This is a genomic window from Microbacterium sp. WHRI 7836, assembly GCF_040223885.2.
Lineage (GTDB): Bacteria > Actinomycetota > Actinomycetes > Actinomycetales > Microbacteriaceae > Microbacterium > Microbacterium oxydans.
Map to the genome: position 1 here is coordinate 1,389,227 of NZ_CP168171.1, position 15,922 is coordinate 1,405,148.

The 15,922-nt window shown below is 69.5% G+C and carries 11 protein-coding genes; 4 read left to right on the top strand and 7 right to left on the bottom strand.

From position 1 onward, the window contains the following. Window positions 1-4: 4 nt before the first annotated feature. Window positions 5-1,777, bottom strand: coding sequence for a 2-isopropylmalate synthase (locus ABRP18_RS06620; RefSeq protein ID WP_374168970.1), 1,773 nt, complete (start codon window positions 1,775-1,777; stop codon window positions 5-7). A gap of 167 nt (window positions 1,778-1,944) precedes the next feature. Here ABRP18_RS06620 and ABRP18_RS06625 point away from each other — a divergent pair, with 167 nt between their 5' ends. Together ABRP18_RS06625 and ABRP18_RS06630 are read left to right on the top strand one after the other, a co-directional pair. Continuing rightward, window positions 1,945-2,613: a FadR/GntR family transcriptional regulator gene (locus ABRP18_RS06625; protein WP_058633197.1), complete on the top strand. Its 669-nt coding sequence runs from the start codon at window positions 1,945-1,947 to the stop codon at window positions 2,611-2,613. After that, window positions 2,613-3,437, top strand: a complete 825-nt coding sequence (locus ABRP18_RS06630; RefSeq protein WP_061017089.1) for an ABC transporter ATP-binding protein — start codon at window positions 2,613-2,615, stop codon at window positions 3,435-3,437. Before ABRP18_RS06625 ends, ABRP18_RS06630 begins: the two co-directional genes overlap by 1 nt. 16 nt (window positions 3,438-3,453) lie before the next feature. On the opposite strand, the gene helR is transcribed toward ABRP18_RS06630, so the two are convergent. From helR to ABRP18_RS06645, 3 genes are all read right to left on the bottom strand, one after another. Continuing rightward, the gene (gene helR, locus ABRP18_RS06635) at window positions 3,454-5,598 is read right to left on the bottom strand and encodes an RNA polymerase recycling motor ATPase HelR (RefSeq protein WP_349884384.1); all 2,145 of its coding nucleotides are present in this window, start codon (window positions 5,596-5,598) and stop codon (window positions 3,454-3,456) included. A 125-nt stretch (window positions 5,599-5,723) separates the two neighbouring features. Next, window positions 5,724-7,313: an amidohydrolase gene (locus ABRP18_RS06640; protein ID WP_061017094.1), complete on the bottom strand. Its 1,590-nt coding sequence runs from the start codon at window positions 7,311-7,313 to the stop codon at window positions 5,724-5,726. Further along, the gene (locus tag ABRP18_RS06645) at window positions 7,310-8,545 is read right to left on the bottom strand and encodes an MFS transporter (RefSeq protein ID WP_349884385.1); all 1,236 of its coding nucleotides are present in this window, start codon (window positions 8,543-8,545) and stop codon (window positions 7,310-7,312) included. The genes ABRP18_RS06640 and ABRP18_RS06645 overlap by 4 nt, the downstream gene beginning before the upstream one ends. Window positions 8,546-8,733: 188 nt before the next feature. Here ABRP18_RS06645 and ABRP18_RS06650 point away from each other — a divergent pair, with 188 nt between their 5' ends. Both ABRP18_RS06650 and ABRP18_RS06655 read left to right on the top strand, forming a co-directional pair. Beyond that, window positions 8,734-9,336, top strand: a complete 603-nt coding sequence (locus ABRP18_RS06650; RefSeq protein ID WP_061017096.1) for a TetR/AcrR family transcriptional regulator C-terminal domain-containing protein — start codon at window positions 8,734-8,736, stop codon at window positions 9,334-9,336. 334 nt (window positions 9,337-9,670) lie between these two features. Continuing rightward, window positions 9,671-10,054 carry a hypothetical protein gene (locus ABRP18_RS06655; protein ID WP_046749353.1) on the top strand — a complete coding sequence of 128 codons (384 nt, stop codon included), beginning with the start codon at window positions 9,671-9,673 and terminating at the stop codon, window positions 10,052-10,054. Window positions 10,055-10,069: 15 nt separating this feature from the next. On the opposite strand, the gene ABRP18_RS06660 is transcribed toward ABRP18_RS06655, so the two are convergent. From ABRP18_RS06660 to ABRP18_RS06670, 3 genes are read right to left on the bottom strand one after another with little or no spacing between them, the layout of a single operon-like run. Next, the gene (locus tag ABRP18_RS06660) at window positions 10,070-13,528 is read right to left on the bottom strand and encodes an error-prone DNA polymerase (RefSeq protein ID WP_349884386.1); all 3,459 of its coding nucleotides are present in this window, start codon (window positions 13,526-13,528) and stop codon (window positions 10,070-10,072) included. Then, window positions 13,528-15,066: a DNA polymerase Y family protein gene (locus tag ABRP18_RS06665; protein WP_179516384.1), complete on the bottom strand. Its 1,539-nt coding sequence runs from the start codon at window positions 15,064-15,066 to the stop codon at window positions 13,528-13,530. Before ABRP18_RS06665 ends, ABRP18_RS06660 begins: the two co-directional genes overlap by 1 nt. Beyond that, the gene (locus ABRP18_RS06670; RefSeq protein ID WP_113680243.1) at window positions 15,063-15,851 is read right to left on the bottom strand and encodes a hypothetical protein; all 789 of its coding nucleotides are present in this window, start codon (window positions 15,849-15,851) and stop codon (window positions 15,063-15,065) included. Before ABRP18_RS06670 ends, ABRP18_RS06665 begins: the two co-directional genes overlap by 4 nt. Window positions 15,852-15,922: the final 71 nt, after the last annotated feature.

A 15,922-nucleotide genomic window follows, 5' to 3' on the forward strand; every position in this document is an offset into this window, starting at 1 on the left:
GGAGTCAGCTTCCAGAGCGGGCGACCGCCGCCGCCATGAATGCGGACAGACTCGCGGAGAGTACGGATCGTCCGCGGCCGGCCGACCACGAGCTCCCCGCCGCGGTGCGGTGTTCGAGGAGCGTCAGAGCATCGCTCTCCGCCCCCGATCCGACGCTCGTCTGGTGGAGCCCGACGATGTCCACGCGCACGCCATGGGCGGAGAGTGCCGCAGAGAGAGCCTCGATAGGGCCCCCTTCACGGTGGACCGTCGTGTACTCGCGGCCCTCGACCTGGAGTGTGATGCGCGTGCGTGGGTTCCCCTCGCCGTCGGCGGAGTCGTAGGAGACCAGACGGGTCCCGGAATCACTGCCCGAAACGGGGCGGAGATAGACCGCTTCGAAGACGTCCCACAGCTCTGCCGCCGTGACCTCGGCTCCGGTCGCGTCGGTGTGCCGCTGCACGTGCCGGGCGAAGTCGATCTGCAGGCGCCGAGGCAGTTCGACCCCGTACTCGCTCTCCAGCAGATATGCGATACCTCCCTTGCCCGACTGCGAGTTGACGCGGATCACGGCGTCGTAGTCGCGACCGATGTCCGCGGGGTCGATCGGCAGATAGGGGACCCGCCACTCGATCTCCCTCTCATCGCGATCCTCCGCGGCGGCGCGGGCGCGGTGCTCGGCGAAGCCCTTCTTGATCGCATCCTGGTGCGTGCCGCTGAACGCCGTGTGCACCAGATCGCCGACGTAGGGGTGGCGGGCGTGCACCTCGATCCGGTTGCAGTGCTCGACGGTGCGGCGGATCTCGTCGATGTCGGAGAAGTCGATCATGGGATCCACGCCCTGCGCGTGGAGGTTCAGCGCGAGCGTCGCGATGTCGACGTTGCCCGTGCGCTCGCCGTTTCCGAAGATGCAGCCCTCCACCCGCTGCGCTCCGGCCAGCACCGCGAGCTCGGCGCAGGCGATACCCGTCCCGCGGTCGTTGTGGGGATGCACGGAGAGGACCACGGAGTCACGGCGTGCGAGGTTCTTGTGCATGTACTCGATCTGATCCGCGTACACGTTCGGGGTGGCGATCTCGACCGTCGCCGGCAGATTGAGGATCACCGGCCGCTCGGGGGCGGCCTGCCACAGCTCGGTCATCGCATCGCAGATGTCGATCACGTAGTCGGGTTCGGTCAGGTTGAACACCTCGGGGGAGAACTCGAAGCGCACGTTCGGCAGATGCCCGGCGAGCTCCCACACGTCGCGGCCGCCGGAGAGGATGAGCTGCTTCAGCTCCTCGGGCTCGTGCCCCAGCACCAGGCTGCGCCACGCGGGGGCTGTCGCGGTGTACATGTGGATCACGACCTGGTTGGCGATGCCGCGGACGGACTCCACCGTCCGCTCGATGAGATCGCGGCGCGCGGGGGTGAACACCACGATCGTCACGTCCTCCGGTGCGATGTCGCTGTCCGCGATCAGCCGCACGAAGTCGTAGTCGGTCTGTGACGCCGACGGGTATCCCACTTCGATCTCCTTGTACCCCATCCGCACCATCAGCTCGAAGAACTGGCGCTTGCGGGCTGGATCCATCGGTTCGGCGAGAGCCTGGTTGCCATCGCGCAGGTCGACCGGCACCCACAGCGGGGCGGCCGTGAGTCGATGGGCGGGCCAGTCCCGCTCGGTAAGCGGCACCTCGACGCGTGAGTAGACGTCGCGGTAGCGGTGCGAGGGCATCGGCGAGTTCTTCTGCCGGTTCCAGGCGGGAGCGCCGTCGATGCCGGCGGCGGAGTCATGGATGGGCGATGTCGTGGTCATGGTGATGCGGCGTCCTTCTCGGAGAGGGGAGACCGGCACGCTCGACCCCACGGCGGGGTGCCGGTCCGGCTACGCCCCGCCGTGGCGGCGAAGAAGGAGGTGCTCTGACGAGAACATGGCTAGACTGTAGCAGAACTCCTCAGACAAGTAGACGAGAGGCCGCGCGAATGGCACAGGTGAGACGGGCGCCGCTGGCGGACCAGGCGGCCGAGCTGCTGTGGCAACGCATCACGGCCGGGGAATGGGCGCTGGGGGAGAAGCTCCCCGGCGAGACGACGCTCGCCCTGCAGCTCGGTGTCGGTCGATCCACCGTGCGCGAGGCGATCCGGCAGCTCGCCGGGCGCGGAGTGCTGGCTTCGCGGCAGGGGGCTGGAGTCTATGTGACCGCGCTCGAAGCCCCGGAGGACTGGGATGCCGTCCTGCGCAAGGCCGACATCGTCGCGGTGATCGAGGCACGCATCGCGATCGAGACGGAGGCCGCCGCGCTCGCCGCCGCGAGACGCACTCCCGCGGATCTGCGCAGCATCCGCCGTGCTCTCGCCGATCGCGCCGCGCACCGCTCCCATATCGAGGCACACGTCGACGCCGACACCGCCTTTCATCGGACGATCGTGGCCGCCGCGCACAACCCGGTGCTCCTCGACCTGTTCGACAGCTTCACCCCGCGGTTGCGTGAAGCCATGGTCGAGATGCTCCGCATTCGGCGGTCGTTCGGGGACGACACCGACCAGGACGCGCACGCCGAGCAGGTGGAAGCCATCGCCGACCACGACGAAGCTGCCGCAGCCGAACGCAGTCGGGCTCATCTCCTCACCCTTCGCGAGGCGCTGTCGTGATGTCGGCGAAGGGTCTCGACGGCTCCGTCCCCCGCGACGTCCTCGCGCTGAGGGGCGTCGACGTCGTCCGCAACGCGCGGCAGATCCTGACCGGCATCGACCTCACCGTCAGGCAGGGCGAGCACTGGGCCGTCATCGGGCCGAACGGAGCGGGCAAGAGCACGATCCTGAGCATGTGCGGTGCGCAGGCGCACCCGACCAGAGGCTCTGTCCACGTGCTCGGACAGCAGCTCGGACGCGTCGAGATCCGACAGCTGCGGGAGTCCATCGGTCACGTGAATCCGCGTCACCCACTGCGCTCGCCGCTGACGGTGCGAGAGGTCGTGCTCACCGGAGCGACGGGGACCACGGAGATGATGAACAGATGGGAGCCCTCCCCGGCGATCCTGGCGCGCGTCGAGCACCTCATGGCGCTGCTGGGTCTCGAGGCGATCGAGGCCGCAACGTGGCCCACCATGTCCCAGGGAGAGCGCGGAAGAGCCCTCATCGCTCGCGCGTTGCTGCCCGACCCCGCGCTCCTTCTCCTCGACGAGCCCTCGACGGGTCTGGACGTCGCGGCGAGGGAGCAGTTCCTCGAGACGCTCGATCTGCTGCACAGCACGCAGCCCGAACTCGCCACCGTCCTCGTGACGCATCACCTGGAGGAGCTGCCCCGGTCGACCACGCATGCGGCACTGATCGCGAAGGGGGAGATCGTTGCCAAGGGGCAGGCCGACGCCGTGCTCACGACACCCCTGGTGACGGCGGCGTTCGCATACCCCATACGGATCGAGCGGCGCGAGGAGCGCTGGCAGGCCCTCACCGGTCGCGTCCTCGTCGGGTGACGTCGCGAGCGTCGCTTCACCGGAGCACGATGAGCTCGCTGGTGGATCGGGTCATGGACACGTAGCGGTCCACGGCGCCGGTCACGTCATGTCCGAACTGATCGGGATGGACCAGCACGACCAGGTCGAACTCCAGGCCCTTCGCACCCTCGGGCGTCAGGGATCGCACGCGCGCGGTCGGGGCGAAGTCGGGGGCGCCGATCACGCACGCCACGCCGTCCGGATGCGCGTCGACCCAAGCCTCCAGCAGGCGCGGGAGTGCGGCGACGACGTCATGACGCACCGGCATTCCGCTCTCGCGCACCGAGGACGGGACGTTCGCATCGGGGATCGCCGCGAGGATCTCTGGAGCAGCGGCCTCCATCACCTCCGTCGGCGTCCGGTAGTTCACCCCCAGATGAGAGATCCTGACGTCGCGGAGTCCGACGCGGGCGAGTCGGGCCTCCCAGCTCTCGGTGAATCCGTGACGTGCCTGCGCGCGGTCTCCCACGATCGTGAAGCTCCTCGAAGGGCAGCGGGCGATGAGCATCCGCCACTCCGCGTCGGTGAGCTCCTGTGCCTCGTCGACGACGATGTGTCCGAACGGTCCGGACAGCTCGTCGGGTCGCAGCGCGGGGGGAGCGTCGACACCGAGCAGCACATTCCGTGCGTCCTGGCCCCGCAGGATCGACATCACCTTCATCTCGCTGTCGTCGTCCTCGATGAGGTGGTCGACCACATGGGAGATCTGCTCCTGGGCGGAAGCGATCACGGCCTGGCGTCGGTGCTCGTCGCGGACGGTATCGGGGTCGCCGATGCGGCGGCGCGCGGCGTCCAGGAACGGGATGTCCGACACGGTCCATGCCGTCGACCCGTCCCGCTGCAGGAGTGCGATCTCCTCCGGTGAGAGCCCCGGCGCACAGTGCCGCAGGAATTCGGGTGAGCTCCACAGTCGTGCGACGACCGATGTCGGGGACAGCATCGGCCAGGCGCGCATGAACGTCCCGGTGAGTTCCTCGTCCTGACGCAGCCACCTCCGCACCATATGGGGCGGCGCATCCTCGTCGTCCACCTGGTCCGTCAGCAGCTCGAGGATCTCCTCCCACACCTCGTCGCGTGCCTCGTTGTGCGAGATGGCAGGGTCGGCGTTCGAGAACAGTTCAGCCCATTCGTCGCGACTCAGCCACAGGTCGGCCCACGGCGATTCCAGACGCATGGCGTGATGCGGCGGGCGCTCGAACCACCTCGCGGCAGCGTCGAGCAGCGAGACGGGGTCGAGCGTGCCCTTCAGCCGCGCCACTCGGGCGTCGTGTTCGGTGCTCCGCTCGTCGGAGGCCGAGGCTCCCTCCGGGACGAGGTCGCGGATGGTCGCCAGTCGCACCGTGTCCTCGCCGAGGCTGGGAAGCACGTCCTCGACGTATGCGAGATAGTGCGCATGAGGGCCGATCAGCAGCATGCCGCCCGCACTCTGCGTGAGGCGCGGCTCCGCGTAGAGGAGTTGGGCGGCGCGGTGCAGTGCCACGACGGTCTTGCCCGTGCCCGGGCCGCCGTCGACGACGAGAGCTCCCCTGGACGAGGTGCGGATGATCGCATCCTGGTCGGCCTGGATGGTCGCGAGCACGTCGCGCATCCTGGCCGTGCGATGAGTTCCGAGGCTGGCGATGAACGCGGATTGATCGTCGAGGGAGGCCGCGCCGTCGAACGCCGCGTCGCTCAGCGCCTCATCCCAGTAGTCACGGATGCGTCCGTCGGTCCAGCGGTAGCGACGTCGGGAGATCACACCGCGCGGATGCTCAAGGGTCGCCGCGAAGTACGGCTCTGCGGCAGGAGTACGCCAGTCGATGAGGAGCCGGGACCCGTCCGCGTCCGCGAGGCCGGTGCGGCCGATGTACCGATGTTCGCCATCGTCGAGGGTCATCCGGCCGAGGCAGATGTCGAGGCCGAAGCGCTCGAGCACGCGAAGGCGTCCGCTCAGTCGGCGGATCTCCAGGTCCCGGTCGACGACGGCATCTCCGAGGTCCGCTTCCCGGCGGCGTGCCTGCGTCAGTCGCGAGATCACATCTGCGCGCTGCAGCTCGAGAGCGTCGGCGATCCTCCGGAGATGCTCGCGGTCATCGGCGATCAGTTCCGGAGCGGCTTTCGCGCGCAGATCATCCGCGAGGTGGAACGGGTCGAAAGGCATGGATCTCCTTCACGCCGGGCGTCATTCGCACGAGCGAGGGTCGATTCTGCCCCAGGGTGGGGGCCTTGCGGCAAGCCCCCACCTCGGCGATATCCTGGAAATGCGCAGGAGAGGTGCTCTTCGCGCTAGCTCTCGTACACGGTGCGTCCGGCGATCACGGTCTGCGATATGCGTGTCCCCAGCAGAAGGGCCGGATCGCCCGCGAACGGGTCGGCGTCGAGCACCACGAAGTCAGCGGCGTATCCGACCGCGATGCGGCCGCGCCAGCTGCCGTCGCCGATCGATGCCGCGGCGTCCCTGGTGGCGTGCGCGATGGCCCGTTCCAGCGGAAGTGCCTGAGTCGGGTCGACGGCCGGCACACCCGGAACCAGCGCCGAGGCACGTGTGGCGGCGACGTACATGTTCGCGAGCGCCTCGTAGGGGGCGGTCGGCGCATCGGTCGAGAAGGCGAGGAGTGCTCCTGCTTCGTCGTACTCCGACCACGCGAACGCGCGGGCGACGCGATCGTCGCCGATCTGCGCCGCCCAGTTCGCGAAGATCGCGGGGTCGGCGTGCACGGGCTGCATGGAGGCCGTCACCCCGAGCCGCGCCATCCGCCCGGCGGTTCCCGGCGCGGCGTACTCGAGGTGCTCGATGCGGTGCCGACGCGGGCGGTCGCCGTTCACCGCGACGGCGTGCTCGATCGCATCGAGGGCGAGTGCGCTCGCGGCGTCGCCGATCGCGTGCATCGCGATCTGAAGTCCCGCCGCGTCCGCCGCCGCGACCACCGGCAGCAGCCGCGCGGCCGGCCAGATCGGCTCGGCGTTCGAGCCGTCGGCGTAGGCAGCTCCCATGGCGGCAGTGCACGCGTCGATCGTGCCGTCGAGCACGAGCTTTATCCCGACGACGCGAACACCCGCGGTCGACGCCGATGCGTGCACCGACGCCTGAGCGACCTGCGCGAGGTTCGCCGCATCGTCTCCGCTGTTCGCGACGAACCAGTGCGCGGCGACGCGCAGGGGCAGCTCGCCGCGTTCGGCTGCCCTTTCGAGCGCAGCGAGTCCGAGCTCGTCGAACGCCATGTCGACGGCCCCCGTCACGCCGGCGGAGAGGTAGGCGGACACGACCCGTGCGACTGCCGCATCCCGCTGAGCGTCCGTCGTGGAGGCGTCGCGCTGCGCCCACGCGTACTGCTGTGCGGCGGTCTCATAGAGCATCCCCGTCGGCTCACCGGACGCGTCGCGGGCGATGCGTCCGCCGAGCGGGTCGGGGGTGTCCCGCGTGATCCCCAGCTCGCGCAGCGCCGCCGTGTTCACCCAACAGGAGTGGTAGTCGTTGGCATCGAGGTAGACGGGGATATCGGCGACGACGGCATCGATCATCGTCGCGGTCGGCTCCCCGTCGGGGATCGCGTCGAACAGCCAGCCGCGTCCGCGCAGTACTCCCGACGTGGTGCGGCGGGCCTCGTCCAACCGGCGTTGGATCTCCTCGAGCGATGCGGCGTCGGTGAGTCCGACCTGTCCGAGCGCCTCGCCCATCATGAGCAGGTGGGTGTGCGCGTCGGTGAACCCCGGAAGGACGACGCGTCCTCCGAGATCGACCTCCGCGTCGGCGTGCGGGGCTTCCGCCTCGGAGCCCACGTGGATGAACTCCTCGCCGTCGACGACGATGGCCTCCGCCCAGCGGGACTCGTCTCCCGTGAAGATCCGGGCGTTGCGATAGAGGGTGCGGGTCATGCGGTGGTCTCCTGAGAGGTCATGCGTTCCAGACGCGTCGATAGGAGGGCGATCGCCCCGGCGGGTACGGCGAGGACGAAGCTCGCGATGCCGAGGGCGACCGCGAATCCCTGATAGCCGAGAACGCCGACGAGGGCTGCGCCGATAACGGGGGTGAGGGCCGACCCGACGAGGTACACCGCGAGCAGGGGGCCCGACCAGCGGCCGTCGGCATCCAGGGCCGCCGATGTCGACACGAAGTACATGAAGGCGATCGCGTACACCGAGTTCCAGGCGATGAAGATCACGATGAACGTGGTGGGATCGGTCACGAAGCCCTCCACGATCTTGAGCGCGCCGCCGGCGACGAGCAGGATCACGAGCGGTACCGCGCGCCCGAGACGTGCCCCCACGATCATGAGGAGCAGCGAACCGAGCAGTCCGCCGGCCGTCGCGCCGCTCAGCGCGATGCCGAGTCCCTCCGGCGTCAATCCGGCCTGTTCCGCGCCCATCACGCCCGCCATGGCCCACAGCGAGTCCTCGCTGGCCGCCCACAGCGCGAACACCAGCAGGAGGCCGACGCCGGCCGCGGTGACGGTCCGTGTGCGGGTGGGGGACGTCCTGACTGTCCCGGTCGGCGGCACCTCGATCGGCATCGCCTCGGCGACGGCTGCTCCGGCCTGCGGGGCGACGACGGGGGCGGCGGGCAGCCAGGCGGTGGCGACGAGCCCGATCAGGGAGAACAGGGCGAGCGCGCCGAACACATCGATCGGCGCGAGGCCGATCAGGGGGATGACGGCGAGCACCACGGTGATGACGCCCCGGTTCGCGAGTCCGTTGAAGCCGGCGACCCGGTCCGGGTTGCGGAACGCGGCGAGCGCTGCGCCCGATGCGGCGACCGCTCCGCCCGCTCCGGCGCCGCCGAGGAGGAGGCCGGGGAGCATGGCGGCGGGTGCGAGTGCGGCGGTCGCGAAGCCGACGACGGCGAGACCTAGTCCCGCGCGGGCCACGGTTCGGCGATGCCTGCCGGCGCACAGCGGAGCGATCGCCAGTCCGGTCACGGCGGTGAGCAGGAGTGTCGCGGTCACGAGCCAGCTGGCGGCGAGCACGTCGAGGCCGAGGCCGGTCTGGGCGGCCGTGATCATGTACGGCGACAGGTTGACGCCCAGATACCCGGCGATGCCGATCGCGAAGGTCGCGGCCGCTGTCGGGAAGCGGAGAGGGATTCTGGTGCGGAGATCGAGCGTGGTCATGGAGCTCCAAGGGGAGTCGGCACGGCATTGTGCGCGGGGAGGGGAGACAACGGGTGTGCGTCGGATGGGGCACGAGATCATAAACGAATGGTGTTCGTAAACGAATGGTGTTCATTATTATGCACAGGAGGGGGTTCTTGCGGAACCCCCGAACTCACGACCGGTCCGCCGAAGAAAGCGAGCCCCCGATGCCGAGGCCCTCCACACCGCTCCTGTCTCCGGAGATCATCGGCGCCGCGGGCCTCGCTCTCGCGAGAGGCGGCCGGCCCTTCGGGGTCAATGCCATAGCCCGCGAGCTCGGCGTGCGCCCCTCCTCGCTGTACAACCATGTCGACGGCATGGACGGGATACTCGAACTCATCCGCGGGCAGCTCGTGCAGGGATACCTCGTGCAGTGGGACGGCGAGCCCTGGGATGTCTTCGTGCTCGCGGTGCTGCGAACCCAGCGCCGAATGTATGCCGACCATCCGCAGCTCGTTCCATTGCTCGTGGGGAAGACGATCACGCATCCGGCCGTCATCGCCGCATACGACGACCTCGCCTCGGCGCTCGTCGACGGCGGTTTCCCCGAGGACGAGGTGCTCTCGGTGATCGCCGTCATCGACGCCTTCGCGATCGGCTTCGGTCTCGATCTCGCGTCGCCTGACGAGATCTGGCAGCCGGGGGAGCCGACCCGCACGCTCGGACGCCTCATCGACGGGGCCGAGCGGGGGAGCGCCCGCTCTGATCGCACCTTCGAGCTCGGGGCCGACCTTCTCCTGGAATCCCTGCGCACACGACTTGCGCGCTGATCGCCGGAGGTGCACGATCGCCGAGGCGATGCGAAGGAGCCGTGGATCGAGTCCAGCGCAGTGTAGTGCGGTGGGGAGATTTGCCCTCTCGATGACCCGCCCCAGACGGTGCCGCCGAGAGGGCTCACCGCCCTTCCCGGACGGTAGGGGAGGCGGCGAAGATCTCGCTGCGCTCACGGCTGATTTCCCCAGGTCATCAGCCTCGTAGCCCCCGCTACGAGAGCAGAATATCGCTTAATCGGCTTGTCCGCCATTTGGGGGACAAAGAAATTTTCGAATTCGGGTAGCGGGGACTCGCTGTTGTCTTCCTCTGGTGCTTCTCTAGGGTGGACTCATGGACAGACTGCTCGTGCTCACCGCTCAGGTCGCCATCCCCCACGGCCATCGCATCGACGTGACGGAGCAGGTCGATCCGCTCACCGATGAGCCGGTGGTCCTGGCCATCGTCGACCTCGACACCGGCATCCGCTACCGACGCGAAGAGGACCCGAGTGGGGACTTCTCCCGCTGGATCGGGCGGGTGCTGAGGTGCACGGTGACCATCGGGGGCGCAGGAGCCCACACCACTCTGCTCGTCGATCCCCTCGGTCCCGGGTACACCGGTGCCAAGGTGGCTCTCCACGAAGCCGATGCCGCTGCCGATGCCGCCAAGGCCGAGGCGGACCGGTGGGGCGGAGCCGATCGCCCGCCGGCAGAGGAGCCGGAGCGCTTCTGGTGAACCCGGCACGCATCGTCACCGGAAGTCTCTGGAGCGATGGGTGAGACCGGTGCGCAGATCCTCGAACCCATCGGCCAGCACATTGACCACGCCCTCGGCCGATCGTTCCAGGATGCCGCGGATGATGAGCGCCGGTGAGTCTCGGGCCACGCGGCGGTAGCGGTTCCAGACCCCGGCCGAGCAGACGACGTTCACCAGCCCGCTCTCGTCCTCGAGGTTCACGAAGGTGATCCCGGAAGCCGTGGCCGGTCGTTGACGATGGGTGACGAGCCCGGCGACCTCGATGCGTCGACCCGCCTCGTGCCTCTGCAGGTCGACCGCTGTCAGTACGCCGCGAGCGCGCAGAGCCTCCCGGAAGTGCGTCAGGGGATGGTCGTCGGTCGACACCCCGGTCGCCCACAGGTCGGCGGAGAGCCGCTCATAGCTGCTCTGATCGGCGAACAGGGGCGGCTGCACCGCGACCGTGGTCCCGGGGAGGAAACGGGAGCGATCCTCGGCGGCGGCTCCCGCCATCCAGATGGCCTCCCGGCGTTCCAGGCCCAGACAGTCGAAGGCCCCGGCGGTGGCGAGCGCCTCCAGCTGGGCGGCTGTGGCATCCGTGCGTCTGACCAGGTCGTTCAGGTCCCGATAGAGGCCGTTCGCTTCGCGCTCGGCGACGATCTTCTCGGCCATCGCCATGCCGATCCCACGAATGCCGCCGAGTCCCAGCCGCACAGCGGACCCGCCGTCTCTGCGGTGCGCGGCGGATTTATCCGCGGCAGACCTGTCGAAGCGCAGCACCGGCGGCTGAGGGACGCTCAGGCACGGATCCTGGCCGGTCGGCCCTCTCAGGGTGTCCGAGGAGAGCGGCTCCAGCAGCTCCATCGCACCGGAGAGATGCAGATCGGGGCGGCGCACCTCCACTCCGTGCCGTCGGGCATCCGCGGTCAGGGTCGCGGCGGAGTAGAAGCCCATGGGCTGCGAGCGCAGGAGTCCCGCGAGGAACGCGGCGGGGTAGTGCAGCTTCAACCAGGAGCTGGCATAGACGAGGAGTGCGAACGACAGCGAGTGCGATTCGGCGAAACCGAAGTTGGAGAACGCCTGGATCTGCGCATAGATACGATCCGCCGCCTCGTCGACGAGCCCGCGCCTCGCCATCCCCGCATAAAGCTTGTCCCTGACCTTCTCGATCCTCTCGAGGCCCCGTTTGGAGCCCATGGCCCGGCGCAGCAGATCGGCTTCGTCCGCTGTGCAGTCGCCCACGGCGGTGGCCATCTGGATGAGCTGTTCCTGGAAGATCGGGATGCCCAGCGTGCGCTTCAGGATGTCCTCCAGATCGCTGTGCGGGTAGGGGATGGTGAACTCCACCGGCGGTTCTCCCCGAGACACCCGTTCCCGGTTCTCCTCGTCGACGCGGTCCTTCGCCATCTTGCGCCGGACGAACGGGTGCACGGCCCCGCCCTGAATGGGGCCGGGCCGGATGAGGGCGATCTGGATGGCGAGGTCGTAGAAGCTCCGCGGTTGCAGGCGGGGGAGCAGCCCTATCTGAGCACGGGACTCCACCTGGAAGACGCCGATCGAGTCCGCGCGGCAGAGCATGTCGTAGACGCCGGCCTCCTCCTTCGGGATCGTCTCGAGCGTCCACTCCTCACCCGTGGTCTCCCGGATCAGGTCGAAGCAGTGCTGGAGGGCGGCGAGCATCCCGAGTCCCAGCAGATCGAACTTCACCAACCCCATGAAGGCGGCATCGTCCTTGTCCCACTGGATGACCGTGCGGTTCTCCATGCGGGCGTGCTCCACAGGAACGACCTCTCCGACGGGGCGCGCGGTGAGCACCATGCCCCCGGAATGGATGCCGAGATGTCGAGGCGCCTTCAGCAGCTCTCCGGCGTAGGCGAGCACGTTCTCGGGGATGTCGTGCCCCTCTGCGGGTTCCAGTCCCGCTCCCCAGCCGTCGACCTGGCGGGACCAGGCATCCTGCTGGCCCGGGGAGTGGCCGAGAGCCCTGGCCATGTCGCGCACCGCATTCTTGGGGCGGTACTGGATGACGTTCGCCACCTGGGCAGCCCGCTCCCTCCCGTACTCCGCGTACACCCACTGGATGATCTCCTCACGGCGGTCGGAGTCGAAGTCGACGTCGATGTCCGGCTCCTCCGTCCGCGTGGTCGCGAGGAACCGCTCGAAGGGCAGACGGTAGAGGATCGGATCGACCGCGGTGATGCCCAGCAGGTAGCAGACCGCGCTCGCCGCAGCCGACCCCCTGCCCTGGCAGAGGATGCCGCGCCTCCGGGCCTCCGCGACGATGCCGTGCACGATCAGGAAGTACCCCGGGAAGTCCTTCTCCTCGATCACGTCGAGCTCGCGGGCGATCCGGTGCCGGCCGTCATCGTCCAGTCGTGGATACTTCGACGGCACGGCCTCCCACACCAGGTGACGCAGCCAGGTCATCGGAGTGTGCCCCTCCGGAACCTTCTGCTGCGGCAGGGCCGGTCGAGCCAGGCGAAGCGGGAAGGCCGAGGTCGCGGCCAGCTCGAGCCCGTACGAGATCGCCCCGGGGTGCCGCTGGAAGCGCGCCGCCATCTCCGCACCGCTGCGCAGATGCGCCCCTCCGTGCGCGGGCAGCCAGCCGTCGAGCTCGTCCATGCTGCGCACCGCGCGGACCGCGGCCACGGCCTCGGCGAGCGGCGCCTGTGCCGGTGTGGCGTAGTGCACGTTGTTGGTCGCGACCACCGGCAGCCGCATCCGACGCGCCAGGTCGGCGAGAGCGTCGTTGCGTCGAGTGTCGAGGGGGTCGCCGTGATCGAAGAGCTCGACGACGACGTTGTCGCTTCCGAACAGGTCGACGAGCGACCCCAGCGGCGTGCCCGCGTCCCCCGCTTCGAGTCCGCGACGCACGGCGCCCTTCCGACATCCGGTCAGGATCGTCCAGTGCCCGTCCGCGCGTGCCACGAGATCGTCCAGGTCGTAGACCGGGCGCCCCTTCTCACCTCCCCGCAGCTGCGCAGAAGTGATCGCCCCCGAGAGTCGGTGGTATCCCTCCATGCCTCGGGCGAGGACCAGCAGGTGCTCGCCTGCGGGATCCGCGGAACCCCGTTGCGGCGCCGGCAGGTCGAGCGACAGCTCTGCCCCGAACACCGTCTGCAGCGGGCTCTCCATGAGATCGGCCACCTCGGCGAAGCGCGCGGCTCCGTAGAAGCCGTCGTGGTCGGTGAGGGCGAGAGCGGTCAGGCCGAGTCGCTCGGCCTCGGCGAGGAGGTCTTCGGGGGACGACGCCCCGTCGAGGAACGAGTACGACGAATGAGCGTGCAGCTCGGCGTAGGGGACCGCGTCCGCGGGGCGGGGGACGGCGACGGGGGGAGTGCGCTTGCGTCGGCGGCTCACCGGTCCCGGATCCCTCCGCTGCCCTCGGGGCTCGGCGACCGGGGGGCGCGACTCCTCGCCGCTGAGGGTGCGCTCCAGATCGTTCCAGGACAGCGGCGGATTGTGCCAGCCCATCAGCGGTACCTCCCCTCGGCCCACCAGCGCTCGCCGGTGCAGAACACCAACCACGCACGGTCGTCGTCGTCGACGATCTGGAGCCGGTGTCCCCGCTTCCCGCCCCCTGGCGCCCAGCGTCGTTCGTGCACGGGCCAGGGTCCTGCCCAGGCCTGCACGGCGGATCCGTCGATGCGGGCGGGGTCGTTCGAGAGCGAACCCCGCTCATCGACGCTGATGGTGCTCTCGTCCGCAGCGACCACGCCGATGGGTCTCGGCGGTCGGAAGACCTCGGCCGGCAGGGGGTCGGGAAGGCTCCCCGGCCACGGGGAGCCGGGGTCGCGGGGCGGGACGGTGCGCTCTCCCCACGGGGTGAGCACCTGGCGATCCGCGAGCCAGCGACCACCGGCGACGGCGGCGGTGACCACGCCCTGATGGCCCAGCATGGTCTGCACGCGCGAGACCGCATGGTGCAGACGTTCATCCGTGCCGGAGCCGAAGAGCCCCGGCTGGTGGTGCGCGGCATCGTCCACGGCCGCGGGGACGATCCGCACCGCCACGATGCCGCCGAACGCCCGCGCCTCGTCGACCGGCTCCTTCGCGGACTGCGCGGCCAGGGATTCCAGCTGCCAGCGCACCCGGTCGACGAGGTCGGAGGCGTCGAAACAGGTCGGATGCAGCCAGGACCGGGAGAAGACGGCGCCGTTGTCGTCGGTCAGATCGATCCGCACCTCCGTGCAGACGAGGGAGGCGTCGCCCAGAGCGAGCATCACCGCGTCCGCCGTCTGACGCACCGCGAAGGCCACCTGGTCCGTTCCCCCCAGCGGGGAGTCGAACTCGATGGCCCGCACCAGCTCCGGATCGGGCGGGCGCGGCGTCAGCGGACGGGAGTCGGCACCGGCGGCGAGGGCGTGCAAGCGGGCGCCGTGCTCGCCGAAACGGTCGCGCACGTCGAGCGCGGTGAGGGATGCGAATTCACCGAGCGTGCGCACGCCGAGCCTGACGAGGAGTCCGGCGATCTGCTCGTCGCGCAGCACCTGGACGGGATACGGTGCCAGGAACTCTCCGGACGCCCCCTGCGGCACCACAGTGCAGGGTGCGGTGCCGCGCGCCGCGATCTCAGCCGTGAACGGGCCGTCGGCGACGCCGACCCGCACCTCGGGGAACCCTGCATCGGCCAGGACGGCGGTGAGGGCTTCGGCGGCTTCCGCCTCTCCTCCGTGATAGCGGGAGATGCCTCTGGCGCGGAGGATCGCGAGTCCCGGTCGCAGCAGCGTGACCCCTGGCGCATGCTTCTCGATCAGGTGCAGCACCGGCAGGAAGGCCCGCTCGTCGCGGTCGGGGTCGTGGGAGAGCACGCGCAAAGAGGCGAGGTGCCCCTGCGCGATCCTGCGGCGCTGACCGGTGCGCACACCGTGCTCCCTGGCGGACGCGGTGCAGGCGACGATCGTGTTCGCCTGCACCAGGGCGGTGGGCGGGTGCGGGGGAGCGATGCCGAGCGCCGCCCGCATCGGCCAATCGGGGAACCACAGCACCAGCACACGGAGCGGGCTTTTCATCCGGCTTCCGCCCATCGCAGGAGCTCAGGTGGCGGGGATCCGCTCGATATGGCGGTCTCCGGAGCGAGCGCCGGCAGCGCGGTGAGCTCGGCTCCGACGGTCTCGACCGCACCATGTCCTCCTGGCAGCTGCACGCGCACGCTCGACGGACGAGGGCTGTGCCGTGTCCGGGCGGTCACCGTGACCGTGCAGTCCGAGAGCAGTCCCCATCCGGCGCCGAGTCCGTGCCAGTGCGGGTCATGCAGGCGTATGGTTCCTTCGCTCTGTGGCCAGCGCTCCGCCCCCGGTGTCTCGGTGACGAGGAGTGTGCAACCGCGATCGCGCAGACGAGCGCTCAACCGGGCGACATCGGCGTCTCGTGCGCGTGAGCCGGGGGAGACGACGATCAGGGGCACGACCTCGGCCAGAGCGGATGTCGCGGCGAGCCAGCGATCTCCCGGCGTCGGTACGAGGATCAGGCGGGCGAGGTCGATGCCGAATGCGGCTGCGGCTTCCACGCCGAGGGTCGGCATGCCGACCACGGCGCACCACAGCCCCTTCTGCGACGCGGCGCCGAGCAGCGCGAGGACGAGGCTGGGTGAAGGGGACACGGAGTAGGAGGTGCCGGTCTGCAGTCCCCCTTCCGGAAGGAGTGAGGCGAAAGCAGGGTCGAGGGGCAGCAGCGCCTGTTCGCTGCGCCGTCGTTGCATCCGGCTGATCTCGCGACGCAGCCGCAGCACTTCTCCCGCACGGGAGTCGCCCGTGGGGGAGAGCGAGGCGATTGCGTCGAGCCCGATCACCTGCATCCTTTCTCGAAGATATATTCTAATATAACAAGTCGTCTGATCGACGATAGTTCGTACATCGGACATTCGCC